We start from the raw sequence: 15836 nt of genomic DNA, 5'->3' as shown, positions 1-15836 counted from the left end.
ATTTATGAGTCAACTAATTAACAAGGTTTATAATGAATACTAATAAAAAAGGGCTGAAACTTACTTATTTAAGCACATGTTTAGTGAGTTTATTTAGCAGTCAGGTAATAGCAGCTGATAAAAGTGAGCAAGTTGATAGTGTAAATATGAGTGTTATTGAAAGGTTTGCTGTTACTGGAACACGCCAAGCTTATCAAGGAAATTTTAGCCCTTTAGAAACGCCGCAGTCAGAATTAAAAATAGATTTAGAAGCACTTGAAAACGCGGGTGCGATAAATTTAAATCAAGCGCTTGATTTATCGGCGTCGGTAGCGCGTCAAAATAACTTTGGCGGACTTTGGAATAGCTTTGCGCTACGTGGCTTTGTCGGCGATGAAAACTTACCAAGTAACTACCTTGTTAATGGGTTTAATGCCGGGCGTGGCTTTGGTGGCTCACGTGATTTGTCGGGTATTGAATCGGTTGAGGTGTTAAAAGGTCCACGTGCTGCTTTATTTGGCCGTGGTGAACCTGGCGGTACGGTAAACTTAGTAACTAAACGCCCAACGTTTGATACGAGCGGCGAGCTAAAGCTAAGCGTAGGAAGCTTTGATACCTACCGCGCTGATGTAGATTACACAACCCCCTTAATGACGACGTAGCAATTAGGCTGGTTGGTTTTTATGAAGATGCCAAAAGTTTTCGAGATACGATAGAAACAACAAAAAAGGGCTTTAGCCCTTCAATTACATGGAACATTAATGACAACAGCCAATTAATATATGAGCTTGAATACAGCGACCAAGAAGTTCCTTTTGATAGAGGCGTATTAGCAATAGATGGCGAGCTTGGGCTTATTCCTGAAAGTCGCTTTTTAGGTGAGCCAGGTGATGGTCCAATAGAGGCTGACGTACTGGGTCATCAATTGGAGTTTATTCATGACTTTAATGATAATTGGAGCGTATTACTGGGCGCTAACTACCGTGATACGTCGCTTGAAGGGTTTGCTACCGAAACCGGTTTTGCGGGTGTAGTTGATGCAGAGGTAAATCGCTTTAGACGTTTCCGTGATTACGATGCAAAATATCAGGTGTTTAGAGCAGAAGTGACGGGTAATTTAGAGGTTGCAGGATTAGAACACCGCTTAATAGTAGGTGTTGATTCTGATAAGTTCGAAAATGATCAATTTGTTCTTCGTGTTCGTGGCGATCAGTATATAAATGTTTTTAATCCTGTATATGGGGCGTATGAGTTACCTACGCCGACGGCCAATACCGATAAGTTAGAAGTGCAAGAGTCGTTAGGTGTATTTATACAAGACCAAATAAGCCTAACCGATAAGCTTGATATTCGCGTTGGTGTACGTTTTGATGATTACGAACAAACACTCAATAATCGTTTAGCTGATACGCAATCAAAACAAAATGAGTCACGTGTTAGCCCCCAGTTGGGTGTTGTGTATGAGGCGAGCGAGTTTGTATCTGTTTATGCTGCTTATGGCGAAAACTTTAGGCCTTTATCGGGCACTGATACAAATGGCGATGGGTTTGAACCAAATCAATCTACTTCAACAGAGTTGGGGGTTAAATTTACTTTAAACGATGGCGCTTTATTTGGCACCATTGCGATGTTTAAAGTGGAACAAGACAATATGCTGGTGGTTGACGATCCTACTGCATTTACTTTTGCTGCAATCGGCGAAGCACAAAGCAAAGGCATAGAAATTGATATAAACGGTGAGCTAACGGATGATGTAAGGCTATGGCTATCGTATGCGTATGTTGATGCAACTATTGAAAACTCATTTTTTGATGCTAACTTTGGCTATACCGTTGAAGCGGGTAGTTCTTTATTAAATATTCCTAAGCATCAACTCAGTTTACAGCTTGTTAAATCAGCCGAGTTATATGGCAAAGCAATTAAGTTTGGCGCAGGTTTAGTTTATGTAGACTCTCGAAACGGCTTTTTTGGTACCGATTTTGAGCTACCAAGCTATTCAACAGCACGTACATTTATAGATGTTGATGTAACCAAAGCAATTGGCTTGCGTGCAGAGGTAGATAACCTGTTTGATGAAACCTATTACACTAACTCATTTGCTGATGCGTGGGTTCAACCGGGCACCCCCAGAAGTGTAAGGCTATCTGCAACGTATAAATTTTAAACGTAAACTAAAACGATATTAACAAAAAGGCTGCTTAAATTAAGCAGCCTTTTATTTAGTTAAAAACTTAGTTAAAAACTCAATTAAAACGGTGCATAGCCGTCGTTAGTTTTTTTAGGGTTAATCCAGCGCTGTTTAGCATCAATAGGAATCCGTGGAGCCTCTTGTGCTGGTAATCGACCGCGCTTTCCATACAGCCACAATACAAAGTTAGTTCGCTCACCACTGGTAATAGGTTTAGCTGCGTGTGCAATATTGCCACGATGTAACATGGCAGTACCTGGCTTAAACGTAAGTGATTTAATGTCACCTGTGTACGGGTGATAAAAGTCAACTTCTGACCCTGTAAACTCTTCACTTGGTAAATTTAAGTTAATGTTAAGCGTTACAGCTGATGCGTCGGTATGTGGGCGAATTGACGCATCTGTACTTGGGTCGTAATAAATAGAAAAGCCAAATGTTTGTGTATCGTAGCCAATTATTTCAGGAAACAATAAGCGCGAAATAGGGCGCATATAAGTGTTTAGTATTTCGTTATAAAATGCCTGAAAGCTTGGCGCGGCTAAATAACCTTCTGATCGGCTATCAAGCATGGCACCACGGCGATTTAACACTATGCCGTATGGCGGGCGCATAGGAATTTGCGAATTCCATACTTGTTCTAAATATCCGCGTAATACTGCTAGGCGCTCAGGATCAAAAAATTGAAATTGAAACACATCAGGCGCTACTTCGTGTAATAACGCTTTTACGGCCAGCTCTTTGGATGGATCTTCCCATGCTTGTTTTACTGCTTCACGTAGGTTTTTATCAAGTAGCGTGTCGTCAAGCGTAAACGTTGAGCTATCTATTGATGTTGTTTCCCATTCGCTCCACGCGTTTGTAATTAGGTCGGTGTTGCTATTCCAAAAGTGTTGTACTGATTGTTCACGGTAAAGCATGGCTTGTCGTGTTGGTAATTCTAGAGCACGCGCTAGCTGTAATTGGTTGGCAAACATTTTGTGTCACTCCAGTTGTTTAATTTTGTTTATATCAATCTAGGGGTGCAATTTATTGCATTTGATTTAGTAGATAAACAGCCTGCTTTGGGAAACAGAATATACTATTTATTGATAATGAAGGTTTGTATACTTATTTGAAGCAGAGAAAGCTAGTTTTGTAGATAAGTAAAAGGCTGCACAATATGCAGCCTTTTGTTGGTGTAATTTAAGTTGCTTAATAAATACTAGTGAGTTGCTCTGTCGCCCCAAATTTCTTCTAGACGGTTGTCGCGACCACAACGCCAACGATAAGTGTTGTATCGGATTGGGTTGTTTTTGTAATAATCTTGATGAAAGCTTTCCCTACCTTTAATAGGGTAAAAGGTACTTGCGTTTAGTATAGGTGTAACCACAGTTTGATTAGGAAACTCGTCTACAACAGCTGCTTTTGTTTTTTCAGCTAATTTACGTTGTTCGTCGTTTTGTACAAATATAGCGCTTAAGTAACTAGGGCCTTTATCGCAAAATTGGCCTCTTGCATCAAAAGGATCAATATTTACCCAGTAATGATCAAGTATACCTTGATAGCTTACTATGGCCGGATCGTAAGTAATTTCTACGGCCTCGTAATGGCCTTTATGATTACCATTGTATGTCGGGTTTTTAAGTTTACCGCCAGTAAAGCCCGATATTACATCGGTTACGCCTTCTAGCTTTTCAAAATCACTTTCCATACACCAAAAACAACCTCCAGCTAGAACGGCTTTTTCGGTTTTAGCTGCATGAGTAAATGTGCTAAACAATATTGCGGCAGATGTTAATGCTAATGCGAGTGATTTTTTCATAAAATTATCCACCTGAAGTGTGAGTTTAAATACTTAAGAAGTTAGACCCGCTAAGTGCTAATACTATTTCGTGCTTTGACAAGTTATATGGTCACTATTTAAGTTAGTAGCACGGTTTAATTGGGTTAGCCAAGTATGCGTTATTTAATGGGGTGTTGAATTATGCTTACGTGTTCATTAAAGTGACAACATTCGTGATATAAATTAGCAGGTGATAAATGAACCAGTTAACAGAAACATCAATAAGCTGCCCTTATTGTGGAGAAAGTATAGAAGTATTACTTGATGCAGCAGATATTGATGAGCAATACATAGAAGACTGCCAAGTGTGTTGTAAGCCTATTTCGTTTGTGGTATTTGAAGATGAAGACGAGTTAAACGTTAATGTTTACAGCGAAGACGAAGCATTTTAACTAGTTAATTAAATACTAGGGTCTGTTGATCTTTCAAGGTTGAATTTGCAGCAGTCTGTTTGGTATTTAGGCAAGGCAGAGCCTATACAGTGTGGTTATTCCCCATAAATAGGCGATAACGTAGCATTAATGCCAAACAGGCGCTGCCCAAAGGGCTGACGAATCCCCAAAACGTGACAGGCACAGCAATTTATGATCTTATGTAAATCACCACAACCCACATAAGTCACAACTGCTATGCCTGACACATCAGTTTGCCATAAGTACTTTAAACATGCATTAGCGCCATTCAATAATGCCAGAGTAAAAACATTACTAAGCTGCAGTAATGCATTAATTTCGGGTAATAAACTTACCTTAACTGAAATCGGCAGAAATTTGTCTGGCGCTGTGGATGTAAAACATAAAATAAAACGCGTTGATCGCTTCTTAAAAAATACTCACCTCTACAATGAAAGGGTCGCTATCTATAAAGCATTAGCTCATCCTATTATCGACTCTTTACCAATGCTTGCAATTGCCGTTGACTGGAGCGGTGCCTGTGGTCACGACTATCACTTACTGCGAGCAAGCTTACTTGTGGATGGGCGCTCTATCGTGATTTATAACATGATTGTTGAGCAGAAGAATTTTGATAGCCCAGCAACCAACAGCCTGTTTTTAGATGAACTTTATGAAGTGCTTGGACGACATCCTAGTGTCTATATTGTAACAGACGGCGGCTTTCTTACGCCTTGGTATAGTAAAGTACGCGAACTTGGTTGGCATATGATAGGTCGATTAAGAGGCTCAATGAAGTGTAAACTAGCCATGCAATCACAATGGCATACATTAAAACAACTTAGGGCTGGTGCCAGCGATATACCAAAGGCGTTAGGTCAAGCAAGACTAACTCAGTCCAGCCCGACAGCATGCGATGCATTTTTACACGTATATCATGGAAAAAATAAAGGAAGAAAAGGAAAAAGCAGATTTACGAAAGATACAAAAATGTATCAAAACTTAGCGAAAGAGCCATGGTTACTCGCGACATCAGACAATACAATGACGAGTAAGCGAGTAGTTGGTTTATATAGTAAAAGAATGCAAATAGAGCAAAATTTCCGCGATGACAAAAGTTTGAGATATGGTTTTTCGTGGCGTTTTAGTAAAAGCACCGGCATAAATAGAATAGGAATATTATGCTTGATAGCCACAATAGCGAGCACTGCGTTATGGTTTATAGGGTGTGAAGCAGAAAAAAGAAAGTGGCATATAAAATTTCAAGCAAATAGTGTTAAGAATCGCCGAGTTCTTTCATTTTTAACCTTAGCCAAGCAAGTCATAAAGCTATGTAAGAGACGTATTACACAAAGCTATATAGAAAAAAGTTTAAAAAACTTTATTTCTAATTATCAAAAAGAGGCCGCTGGATAAAGTGGGGATCCCTCAGCCCAAAGGGTTCTTCCTAGGGGCTATTTACTCTTTGTTGCTCGGTTTTGACTTAGCCCACTAGGTTACAAACCTCGCGCCGCGATTAAATAACCCCTAGTTTGAACAAATTTCAATCCGCAAAGATCAACAGACCCTAGGCTGCAAAATTGCAGCCTTTTTACTGTGTATGTGTTTGGTTAGCTATTTTGCTCACGCGCTAATTGGTTAGGGAGAAGTTCTTCTACTATTTCGCGTGCTGGAAGTGTATAGCGTGTGCCGTCAAACATTACTGAGGTAAACTCGTTAATATTAGTAATGCCTGTTAAGGTCCAGCCTTCGCCGCGCTTTGGGCAATATACTGTGGTAGTGGGTTGTATTACTTTAAAATCGTCACTCATTACGTTATCCACTCTTTTTGCTTAAAGATAATGCTTGTTAATGGCGTATGGTAAGTTAATAATGCGTGCCCATAAAGAGCTAATTTAACTAACCACTTAAATAAAATGTTTAATACCACAAAGCTTGAACGCGTTACGCTGCGTTTAATTACCCACAAACACGCTGCGTGTTTATTTAATATTTTAAACCACCCACACGTGTCAGAATTTAACGACTACGAAACACCACTTAGCAAAACGCAAATCAAACAATTAATACAAGATGATATTAGTGCATACTACGAAGGCGAAGTGATTAGAGTCGCAATTGAACATAATACATCAGTGAAGTTAATGGGTACTTGTGGGCTTTATAATTTAACGCCGTGTAAAAGTAGTGCATTTATAGGATTTGAGCTGCACCCCGACTTTTGGGGTAAAGGCATAATGTTTGAAGTAGTGAGCGGTTTTATTGAAACCCTAGTTAAGGATATTGCGCTTAAACATTTGTCGGCCGAGGTGAGTGCACATAATGCACGTTCCCATAATTTACTTATTAAGTTAGGTTTTAGCTTAAGAGAAAATTCTATTTGGCATAAATCACTTTAACTCAAGACGGCAATTATAAGTGCTTATCTTTTTTTAATCCTCAATCCTTAAAGCTCAGTAAATAAAATACAAAAAATAGCGGCTTTCTATTATAGTTAAGCGTGAGCAAATGAATTTGTTACCCGTGTTTTATTAAACATTTACGCTTAACAAGGATTTTATATGCTAGATAAACTCTCTCAAGATGCGCTTGTAATTTGGGCGACCATTGACCCAATAGGCACTATGGCGCTGTTTGCCGCACTTACTTCTCATTTAACTGATCAACAACGTCGTAAAACTGCATTTAAAACGGTGCTTTATGCCGGGGGCGTATTATTAGGTTCTATTTTAATAGGACAACTAATACTAAATGCGATGGGAATTAGGTTGGTGTCGTTTCAGTTAGGGGGCGGAATTATATTATTTTTGTTTGGCCTGCAAATGATTTTTGGAAACGATTCTAACAAAGCTAAACAAGACCCCGATCACGATATTGCGGTGTTTCCGCTTGCTATACCTGCAACGGCGACTCCTGGCGCTATTTTGGCGGTAATACTACTTACCGATAACCACATACACCCAATTACTACTCAAATAGGCACAGCGCTTGTTACACTTGGTGTGTTGGGTATTACTTTAATACTGTTGCTGCTTTCGGGTAAAATTATTAAGCTAATTGGTACTGGTGGCGCGTCTATTTTAACGCGTGTGATGGGGATGATTTTAGCCGCGTTTTCGGTTGAGCTTATTATGACCGCGCTGGAAATAAAACAATGGGTTAAGCTCGATTAAATAACTCCTAAACATTGAAAGGAATGCCGCATGGCAATAAAAATAACAAAACACTATATTATTAATTTAAGTTTAGCCGTAGTCATTTTTGCTATTGGTATTTTAGCCATACGTTATTATAACCATTATGTATCGGCCTATACAGATGTAACAATTAACTCAAGCGTGCTTAATGAGTCGCGCAAAGTGTTTATAAGATTGCCCGCTAATTACAATCCTAAAAAAGCGTATCCGTTAATTATTAAAACCGATGGTAACTTTAATTTAGATACATGGGACAAAGCACTTACAAAACAAGCTAAGAGCGAAAAAGGGGATAAGGCTATATTGGTGTCTATTCCTAATTTGTTTTTTACAGATACACGTAATCGCGATTTAGTACCTCCTTATGCCCGCCAAGATGTAAATACACAAGCGCGTCCAGAGCATGAAACACTTATTGAACCAAATGGCGAAGCCGACAAATTTTTAGCGTTTATTGAAACTGAGTTACTCCCTTATTTATCAGCAAAATATAAGCTTAGTAATAACCGTGTATTAAGTGGTTTTTCGGCAGGTGGTAGCTTTGTACTTTATACACTGCATACAAAACCTGAACTGTTTAATGGCTACTTTGCATTTAGCCCAGCGGCTTGGTACGACGACATGACCGTAGTTAATAATGTAAAAGCATTTTTAACTACTCAAGCAAACAAAGTTAAGGTGCCTACTTATTTATATCTATCGGTGGGCGGGGCAGAGCATCCGTTAATGTTAAAAGCGTTTAATAATTTAGAGACCGCTTTAACAGCCAACCCTAATAATAACCTTGTGTGGCAAAGCGCTGTAAATGAAGGTGCTGAGCACTCAGATAATCCACCACTTAGTGTAGCTAAGGCATTAGCTGGTTATAGTACGTTTATTAAAAAGTAGATTAGATTGATTCAAAGTGTTAACTGTGTGTATATACAGTTAACGTTGTTCTGTGTATTTAGAATGCTTAATCAGCTTTATAGTACTTTACTTAGTTTAATATTATCAACGGCTTACAAAATCAAGCTGGTTTAAATTATTTTTGTCAGGAAATACGTGTACTGTGTTTATATACAGTACGCGGCTATTGAGTTAGAATGCAGTCAGTACCTATGAGCATAAACACATCTATTTGTTACTGCTTTTAATCAGCCTTTCGCCTTTGTGATCAGCAATAAGCAGTGTAAGTACTTTGCTATTTCAATATAGTTTCAGCATCTTTTTATACTCTTAATGGAGCCAATAGAAATTGGCTGGTGGCTTTTTATCAAAAGAACACATCATACCAATATTGTTATAATGCTAAACTTAGCAATAGAGTCAAATTAAAAAAAGTGATCAAAGAGGTAGTCAAAATAATAAAGCCTGCGATAACTACATCCACTAAAAATATAAATGCCGAGTAGTGGATTATGAGTGCTTAATTAAAGTTTTCCTCGCTCATAGTAATGGGCTGCAAAATGGTAAACGTAAAAATAGGGGCATCGTGAATGGTGCTATTACAAATTAAAAATCTGATAGCAATGCGGCTGTTAATGTATTTGTTGAAATAGCCTTAAATGCAAAATTCAGTATTGAAAAAAGTATGGCTGAATAAAAAAAGCCCAGTTAAAAAAGTTAAAAGGGCTAAAAGGGTTGTGCTTAGGGAAGTTGTAGTCTTTTTTAAACTTATATTTAGAGCTTATATTTAGAACTTATATCTAAAACCAAATGCTATACCGTCATCTTCCGACTGCTCCATTTGTGCTTGTTGCTCCTTGTTATCGCTTTGAAAGTCGCTAAAGTCTTTACGCGCTTCTACGTAGGCAATAGTGTCTTCGTCAATTAAGTAGTGAAGGCCAATAACAGCAAACTGACGCTTAAATATATCGTCTGGGTCGGCGTTAAAGTTTGGCTGAATTACGTAATCATCACCGGCATCAAACATGTTGTAGGCAATAAAAGGGCGAAAATCGTTATCAAAGCGGTAAGATGCAAATGTTTCTATACCGATTGCGTCTTTAATTAAGCGACCAATGTTATCTGTGTCGTGATTTTTGTTTTTATTTACGTTGGCAGCAATGTATAGGCCGGGCTTATCAATGTTGCCCCACATAATACCTGCACCATAAATTAAATCTTCAACATTGCGAGTAGAACCATCGCCAAACGTTAAATCAAACTCACCACGGTTAACACCTGCTGTAAGTGTTAGCATGTCAGTTGGGGTATAAGTTACAGACGCACCAAATGTGTAATTAAATTCAACTTCTTGGGCTGCACTATCGCCAGAGTTCCATAGCGCTTCACATTCTTCTTCTGAAATGTCGGTTACGTCACAGGTATAGAATTCGCTGTTTTTAAGCTGTGCTTGTACTGCAAAACTAAAATCGTTATAGCGATTGCGGTACTGCACTAATTTATCTCCACGGCCAGTGCCATTAACAGCGCCATCGTCTTTATTATAGGTGTAAACACCAGCCGCATTACCATCCCATACAAAGCTATTATTTGTGCCGTAAACCACGTCGTACCATGCACCCCATTGTTTACCAATAGTTAGTTGCCCGTACTTTTCGTGCGAAAGGCCTGCGTAACCTAAACGGTTATACAAAAACTCATCCTGAATAGACTCAAAACGATTGTTATAAATAATATCACTGCTGCCAACAGGGTTTACACCCCATTCCACGAGTGCAAGGGCAGTCCAGTCTTTCTTAAGCTTTCGGGTAAATCCAAAGTTGATGCGCGAAGTACCGTTAACAACTTCGGTTTCGTTTTGTGTATTAATTACACGTACATCAAGATATCCACCTACTTCAACAGTGTTTTTATTATCTTTGTATAACTCTACTGCCGAAACAGCGGGTGCGAATACAATACTTGCGCTAATAAGTGTTGCTAATTTTTTGCTCATCTTGTGTGTTGCCCTGTGTAAATTGGTCAGTTTTTTACGTAGGTAAAAATTCAGATTCAAAGGTTAACAAAGCAATAAACAGCTCAAAAGTGAAAAATACTCACTAAAATTAAGCGTTAAACTTAATAGATATTCACTAAAGGTTAATTTTGTTTTTCAAGTGTTGCTGAGGTTTGTTTTTTTAGTTGTTTTGTAGGGAAAAAGGATTGGTAATAAGTGGTGTGTTAAAATTATAATTTGAATTAATTTCATCTTGGTTAAAAAATAGTAACTAGTGCAAAAGCTCTAAAATCGTTTTATTTTCATAAATATAACTTTTTATTTTTATAGGTTGTAGCAAAATGAGTTAAGTAAACACACAAACACGTTAAAAGTGCTTTTACTCTAATCTGTATCCCTATTTCTAACCCCTCATGCCTGTTTATAAAAAATAATTTTTGGATTTTAATTTGCATAAAAATTAACGAAACCATTAAATCTAATCCGTTATTTTAGCTACCAACTACGTAGTCATAATAAATGGCTAAAACGTAGTGGTCTGCCTTTAAACTTTCATAGAAAAACAGGCCATTTTGGTTTAAACTGCGCGCAATTTAAATACATCATTACTCCTTTGGAGGGTAGCGCTATTATTAGTACAGCTAATGTCACCATGCAATTTGGTGCTAAACCATTATTTGAAAATATCTCAGCAAAATTTGGCGACGGAAACCGTTACGGTTTAATCGGTGCAAATGGTTGTGGTAAATCAACATTTATGAAGATTCTAAGTGGTGAGCTCGAAGCGTCTTCAGGTAATGTAAGTACTGATCCAAATGAACGTGTTGCTAAACTAAACCAAGACCAGTTTGCCTACGAAGAATACTCAGTAATTGATACTGTGATCATGGGTCACAAAGAGCTGTGGAAAATAAAACAAGAACGTGACCGTATTTACTCTTTACCAGAAATGAGTGAAGAAGACGGTATGAAAGTAGCCGATCTTGAAACTGAGTTTGCTGAAATGGATGGTTACTCTGCTGAATCTAAAGCAGGCGAGCTTCTGTTAGGCGTAGGTATTGGCACTGACCAACATTTTGGCCCAATGTCAGAAATTGCACCTGGTTTTAAACTACGCGTGCTACTTGCACAGGTGTTGTTTTCAGACCCAGATATAATGCTACTTGATGAGCCTACCAATAACTTGGATATTTACACCATCAAGTGGTTAGAAGACGTGTTAAACCAACGCGACTGTACCATGATAATCATCTCGCATGACCGTCACTTTTTAAACTCTGTATGTACTCACATGGCCGATATTGACTACGGTGAGCTACGGATTTACTCAGGTAACTACGACGAATACATGTTTGCAGCAACGCAAGCACGTGAGCAATTACTTAACGAAAACGCGAAAAAGAAAAACCAAATTGCTGAACTTCAACAGTTTGTATCTCGTTTCTCTGCTAACGCATCTAAAGCTAAGCAAGCAACATCGCGTGCTAAACGTATCGACAAAATCCAATTAGACGAAGTTAAAGCATCTTCACGCCAAACGCCGTTTATCCGTTTTGATCAAGAAAAGCAGTTATTCAGAAACGCACTTGAAATGACAAACTTAACACAAGGTTTTGACGACAATACGTTGTTTTCTGGACTTGAAGGTTTAGTAGAAGTTGGCGAACGTATTGCTATTATTGGTGAAAATGGTGTTGGTAAAACAACATTACTTAATACATTAGCAGGGCGCTTAGCCCCTAAAGCTGGTGAGTTTAAGTTCTCAGAAAACGCGAATATTGGTTACTACGCGCAAGATCACGCTGATGAGTTTGCAACCGACATGAACTTGTTTCAGTGGATGGAGCAATGGCAACAAGAAGGCGACGACGAGCAAGTGGTTCGTAGCTTCTTAGGTCGTATGTTATTCTCTCAAAACGATATTAAAAAATCAGTTAAAGTAATTTCAGGTGGTGAGCAAGGCCGCATGTTGTTTGGTAAAATTATGATGCATAAGCCAAACATATTGCTAATGGATGAGCCAACCAACCACATGGATATGGAATCTATTGAAGCGCTTAACTTAGCCCTTGAAGCTTATGAAGGTACATTGATGTTTGTCTCGCACGACCGTCAGTTTGTATCATCGGTTGCGACCCGTATTTGGGAAATTAAAGACGGTAAAGTTATCGACTTTAGAGGCAACTACGCAGAATACCTAGCGAGTAAAGAAGCTTAATTAGCTATTTACCCGTTAACTCTAAAAAGCCATGTTTAAACATGGCTTTTTTTGTTTTTGTGAGTCGCAATTAAACTTGGTTTGGGTATAATACCCGCCTAAAACCGGACATAAGTCCGCTATTTTTAAAATACATTACTGAGGAGTATTTATGACTGTTGGCATTATTATGGGTTCTAAATCAGATTGGCCAACCATGGAACATGCAGCACTTATGCTAGAGCATTTTGGCATTAAGTACGAAACCAAAGTCGTGTCTGCACACCGCACTCCTCAATTACTTGCTGATTACGCAAGTTCAGCCGCAGAACGTGGTATTAAAGTTATTATTGCTGGCGCTGGCGGCGCTGCGCATTTACCAGGTATGGCAGCTGCTTTTACATCGCTTCCTGTACTTGGCGTGCCTGTAAAATCAAAAGCATTAAATGGTGTTGATTCACTTTTATCTATTTGCCAAATGCCTAAAGGCGTTGCAGTAGGTACGCTAGCAATTGGTGAGCCGGGCGCAGCAAACGCGGGGTTATTAGCTGCACAAATTTTAGGATGTCAAAATCCAGAAATTTTTGCAAAAATTGAAGCGTTTCGTAAAGCGCAAACCGACACTATATTAGCTAATCCAAACCCTGCAGAGTAATAATGAATATTTTAATATTAGGTGCAGGGCAACTTGCACGTATGATGAGTCTTGCCGGCGCGCCGCTTAATTTAAACGTTGTGGCGTACGATGTAGGCAGCAAGCAAATTAAGCACCCACTAACAGGCGATGTTTATAGCACGTCGCTTGAGCAAGCTATATCAAACGCTGATGCCATTACTGCCGAGTTTGAGCATATTCCTGATGACGTACTAACACTTTGCTGTAACAGCAATAAGTTTTACCCAGGTAAAGCTGCAATTAAAACCGGTGGCGATCGCTCGCTTGAAAAAGCATTGCTTGATAAAACAAACGTAACTTGTGCGCCGTACCAATTAATTACTGAAAAAGCGCATTTAGAACTTGCCGTTAAAACCCTAGGTAAACCACTTGTAATTAAAACATGCCAAGCGGGTTACGATGGAAAAGGCCAATGGCGTTTAAAATCGGATGATCAAATAGACGAAATTTGGTCACAAATGGCTGATTTTATTGCATCAGGCACGCAGCTTGCGCCACATACGATAATTGCTGAAAAAATGATCCCGTTTGATCGTGAAGTATCTATTATTGGTGCGCGCGACAAACACGGTAATGTTGCTATTTATCCGCTAACAGAAAACGAGCACACCAATGGTGTATTGACGCTCTCTATTGCCGGTAAAAATAATCAAAATGTTGAAGCTCAAGCAAACAATGCATTTACAAAAATAGCAAACGAGCTTAACTACGTTGGCGTATTGGCTATAGAGTTTTTTGATGTTCAAGGCACATTACTCGTTAACGAAATTGCACCGCGCGTACATAACTCTGGCCACTGGACGCAACAAGGTTGCCATTGCTCCCAGTTTGAAAACCACATGCGTGCTGTTGCAGGTTTACCGCTTGGTAATACAGAACTTAAACACGTTACAGCAATGATTAATGTATTAGGACAATCAAGTATACCGAGTGAAATTTTACATATAGCGAATGTTACAAGTCATTGGTACGGAAAAACAGCAAAGCCAGGGCGTAAAATGGGCCATATAAATGTATCGGCTACAAATATAAATGAACTCGCCGATAAGCTTGGCGAACTTTCAGAATACCTACCTGAACAAGAGTACCCTGGTATTTTAAAAGCAGCTGCCAATTTAGTACTCAGTGAATAGTTATCATACCTTTATATAAATACCGGCTTAAGCCGGTATTTATTTGTCATAAAAATGGGCTTTGAATATGTAATACTGTTAAAGTCTAATTTTAAATTTGTGAAGTAAAACAATGAAACTAAAAACAATATCTGGCGTGCTAGCTATTACTGCATTATTTAGCTTAAATACATTTGCATCAGACTCTCTTCGTGTTGCTACTTTTAATGTAAGTATGGATGCAACTAATCACACACCTAAAGGCGAGCAAGTTAAAAGTGATGCCTTAGTTAACTCACTTAAAGCAAACCACCAGCAAATTAAGAACATAGCGGAAATTATTCAGCGTGTTCGCCCTGATATTATTTTACTTAACGAATTTGATTACATCCCAAAAGAGCAGGGCATTGAATACTTTAATAAACATTATTTAAATGTAGGTCAGCAAGAACAAGCCGCTATTAACTATCCTTACTCTTATATAGCCCCAGTAAATACAGGCCTAGCCACCGAGTTTGATTTAGATAATGATGGCAAAAAAAATGGCGTGATGGGCGATGCACAAGGCTTTGGCTTTTTTGAAGGGCATTATGGTATGGCTATTTTGTCAAAATACCCAATCGATTTTGATAAAGTAAGAACCCTTCAAACTTTTAAATATAAAGACATGCCAAATGCTCAAATGCCTGTAATGCCTAAAACAGGCGAAAACTGGTATAACGCACAAGAATGGCAAGCACTCAGACTAAGCTCTAAATCGTTTTGGGATTTACCTATTAGCGTAAACGATAAAACCATTCATGTTATTGCATCTCACCCAACACCGCCTGTATTTGACGGTGAAGAGGACAGAAACGGCAAGCGTAACCACGATGAAGTAAGGTTAATTGCCGATTACGTTTCAAACGCTAAGTATATTTACGATGATAAAGGCGAAAAGGGCGGTTTAAAAGCTCGCTCTCGTTTTGTTATTTTAGGCGATTTAAACGCAGCCCCTGAAGGCGATAAAGCCCGTACAAATACCACCGACCAATTACTTAAAAACCCATTAATAAATGCTCACTTTGTTCCAAAAAGTGAAGGTGCTAAAGAGCAGTATGATGTGCCTTATGCACAAAATTACAGTGCTAATTGGCAAGCCCGTGTTGATTACGTTTTACCGTCAAACTATGGCTTAAAAATTAAGGACGGTGGGGTATTTTGGCCAACTAAAACCAGTAATGAATACCGTTTAATTAAAGACAGAAACGCATCAAGCGATCATCGACTGGTGTGGCTTGATTTAGTAATTGAATAACGTCTATTACAATTAGTAAACTGAGCTTTACCCTGTTTAATGGCTATTTATCTTAAATAATTGCAATAACTTGAGTGCTTCTGCTTAAATAC

13 protein-coding genes and 1 pseudogene are annotated in these 15836 nt (G+C 38.7%); 10 read left to right on the top strand and 4 right to left on the bottom strand.

What is annotated here, in order from left to right; all coding sequences use genetic code 11:
- Nucleotides 1–32: 32 nt before the first annotated feature.
- Nucleotides 33–2143, top strand: a pseudogene (locus tag P4S71_RS18190) (TonB-dependent siderophore receptor).
- Nucleotides 2144–2226: 83 nt separating this feature from the next.
- Here the strand turns inward: P4S71_RS18190 and P4S71_RS18185 are convergent.
- Together P4S71_RS18185 and msrA are read right to left on the bottom strand one after the other, a co-directional pair.
- On the bottom strand, nt 2227–3141 hold the full coding sequence (locus P4S71_RS18185) for a 2OG-Fe(II) oxygenase (RefSeq protein ID WP_337151214.1): 915 nt from the start codon (nt 3139–3141) through the stop codon (nt 2227–2229).
- A 227-nt stretch (nt 3142–3368) separates the two neighbouring features.
- Entirely contained in the window at nt 3369–3968 is a 600-nt protein-coding gene (gene msrA, locus P4S71_RS18180) for a peptide-methionine (S)-S-oxide reductase MsrA (RefSeq protein WP_337151213.1), read from the bottom strand.
- A gap of 218 nt (nt 3969–4186) precedes the next feature.
- On the opposite strand from msrA, the gene P4S71_RS18175 reads away from it, so the two are divergent.
- Both P4S71_RS18175 and P4S71_RS18170 read left to right on the top strand, forming a co-directional pair.
- Nucleotides 4187–4381, top strand: a complete 195-nt coding sequence (locus P4S71_RS18175) for a CPXCG motif-containing cysteine-rich protein (protein ID WP_007586729.1) — start codon at nt 4187–4189, stop codon at nt 4379–4381.
- Between the two features lie 237 nt (nt 4382–4618).
- Nucleotides 4619–5797: an IS4 family transposase gene (locus tag P4S71_RS18170; protein ID WP_050484169.1), complete on the top strand. Its 1179-nt coding sequence runs from the start codon at nt 4619–4621 to the stop codon at nt 5795–5797.
- A 194-nt stretch (nt 5798–5991) separates the two neighbouring features.
- On the opposite strand, the gene P4S71_RS18165 is transcribed toward P4S71_RS18170, so the two are convergent.
- Nucleotides 5992–6192 (bottom strand): hypothetical protein, encoded by a 201-nt coding sequence (locus P4S71_RS18165; RefSeq protein ID WP_002962626.1) that lies wholly within the window; start codon nt 6190–6192, stop codon nt 5992–5994.
- Between the two features lie 105 nt (nt 6193–6297).
- Between P4S71_RS18165 and P4S71_RS18160 the strand changes: the two genes are divergently transcribed.
- From P4S71_RS18160 to P4S71_RS18150, 3 genes are all read left to right on the top strand, one after another.
- Nucleotides 6298–6780, top strand: coding sequence for a GNAT family N-acetyltransferase (locus P4S71_RS18160; RefSeq protein ID WP_337151212.1), 483 nt, complete (start codon nt 6298–6300; stop codon nt 6778–6780).
- Between the two features lie 162 nt (nt 6781–6942).
- Nucleotides 6943–7554: a MarC family protein gene (locus P4S71_RS18155; protein ID WP_033039113.1), complete on the top strand. Its 612-nt coding sequence runs from the start codon at nt 6943–6945 to the stop codon at nt 7552–7554.
- A gap of 30 nt (nt 7555–7584) precedes the next feature.
- Nucleotides 7585–8466 (top strand): alpha/beta hydrolase, encoded by an 882-nt coding sequence (locus tag P4S71_RS18150; RefSeq protein ID WP_337151211.1) that lies wholly within the window; start codon nt 7585–7587, stop codon nt 8464–8466.
- 787 nt (nt 8467–9253) lie between these two features.
- Here P4S71_RS18150 and P4S71_RS18145 read toward each other — a convergent pair.
- Nucleotides 9254–10462, bottom strand: coding sequence for a porin (locus P4S71_RS18145; RefSeq protein WP_337151210.1), 1209 nt, complete (start codon nt 10460–10462; stop codon nt 9254–9256).
- 628 nt (nt 10463–11090) lie between these two features.
- Here P4S71_RS18145 and P4S71_RS18140 point away from each other — a divergent pair.
- The 4 genes from P4S71_RS18140 to P4S71_RS18125 all read left to right on the top strand — a co-directional run bounded on the left by P4S71_RS18140 (nt 11091) and on the right by P4S71_RS18125 (nt 15744).
- Nucleotides 11091–12680 carry an ABC-F family ATPase gene (locus P4S71_RS18140; protein WP_337151647.1) on the top strand — a complete coding sequence of 530 codons (1590 nt, stop codon included), beginning with the start codon at nt 11091–11093 and terminating at the stop codon, nt 12678–12680.
- Between the two features lie 151 nt (nt 12681–12831).
- Nucleotides 12832–13314 (top strand): 5-(carboxyamino)imidazole ribonucleotide mutase, encoded by a 483-nt coding sequence (purE, locus tag P4S71_RS18135; RefSeq protein WP_002962540.1) that lies wholly within the window; start codon nt 12832–12834, stop codon nt 13312–13314.
- Nucleotides 13315–13316: 2 nt separating this feature from the next.
- On the top strand, nt 13317–14468 hold the full coding sequence (locus P4S71_RS18130; protein ID WP_149605294.1) for a 5-(carboxyamino)imidazole ribonucleotide synthase: 1152 nt from the start codon (nt 13317–13319) through the stop codon (nt 14466–14468).
- Nucleotides 14469–14580: 112 nt separating this feature from the next.
- A complete protein-coding gene (locus P4S71_RS18125) occupies nt 14581–15744 on the top strand; it encodes an endonuclease/exonuclease/phosphatase family protein (RefSeq protein WP_008135168.1) in 1164 nt (387 codons plus the stop codon).
- Nucleotides 15745–15836 lie beyond the last annotated feature (92 nt).

It is taken from the genome of Pseudoalteromonas sp. B62 (assembly GCF_037162565.1).
GTDB lineage: Bacteria > Pseudomonadota > Gammaproteobacteria > Enterobacterales > Alteromonadaceae > Pseudoalteromonas > Pseudoalteromonas fuliginea.
Note: the sequence above shows the minus strand (reverse complement) of the source record. Positions and strands in the feature narration are given on the sequence as shown.

What these genes read in the sequence shown, in the direction of transcription:
- P4S71_RS18185 (WP_337151214.1), bottom strand. Translation starts at nt 3,141, where the DNA reads ATGTTTGCCAACCAATTACAGCTAGCGCGTGCTCTAGAATTACCAACA.
- msrA (WP_337151213.1), bottom strand. Translation starts at nt 3,968, where the DNA reads ATGAAAAAATCACTCGCATTAGCATTAACATCTGCCGCAATATTGTTT.
- P4S71_RS18175 (WP_007586729.1), top strand. Translation starts at nt 4,187, where the DNA reads ATGAACCAGTTAACAGAAACATCAATAAGCTGCCCTTATTGTGGAGAA.
- P4S71_RS18170 (WP_050484169.1), top strand. Translation starts at nt 4,619, where the DNA reads ATGCCTGACACATCAGTTTGCCATAAGTACTTTAAACATGCATTAGCG.
- P4S71_RS18165 (WP_002962626.1), bottom strand. Translation starts at nt 6,192, where the DNA reads ATGAGTGACGATTTTAAAGTAATACAACCCACTACCACAGTATATTGC.
- P4S71_RS18160 (WP_337151212.1), top strand. Translation starts at nt 6,298, where the DNA reads ATGTTTAATACCACAAAGCTTGAACGCGTTACGCTGCGTTTAATTACC.
- P4S71_RS18155 (WP_033039113.1), top strand. Translation starts at nt 6,943, where the DNA reads ATGCTAGATAAACTCTCTCAAGATGCGCTTGTAATTTGGGCGACCATT.
- P4S71_RS18150 (WP_337151211.1), top strand. Translation starts at nt 7,585, where the DNA reads ATGGCAATAAAAATAACAAAACACTATATTATTAATTTAAGTTTAGCC.
- P4S71_RS18145 (WP_337151210.1), bottom strand. Translation starts at nt 10,462, where the DNA reads ATGAGCAAAAAATTAGCAACACTTATTAGCGCAAGTATTGTATTCGCA.
- purE (WP_002962540.1), top strand. Translation starts at nt 12,832, where the DNA reads ATGACTGTTGGCATTATTATGGGTTCTAAATCAGATTGGCCAACCATG.
- P4S71_RS18130 (WP_149605294.1), top strand. Translation starts at nt 13,317, where the DNA reads ATGAATATTTTAATATTAGGTGCAGGGCAACTTGCACGTATGATGAGT.
- P4S71_RS18125 (WP_008135168.1), top strand. Translation starts at nt 14,581, where the DNA reads ATGAAACTAAAAACAATATCTGGCGTGCTAGCTATTACTGCATTATTT.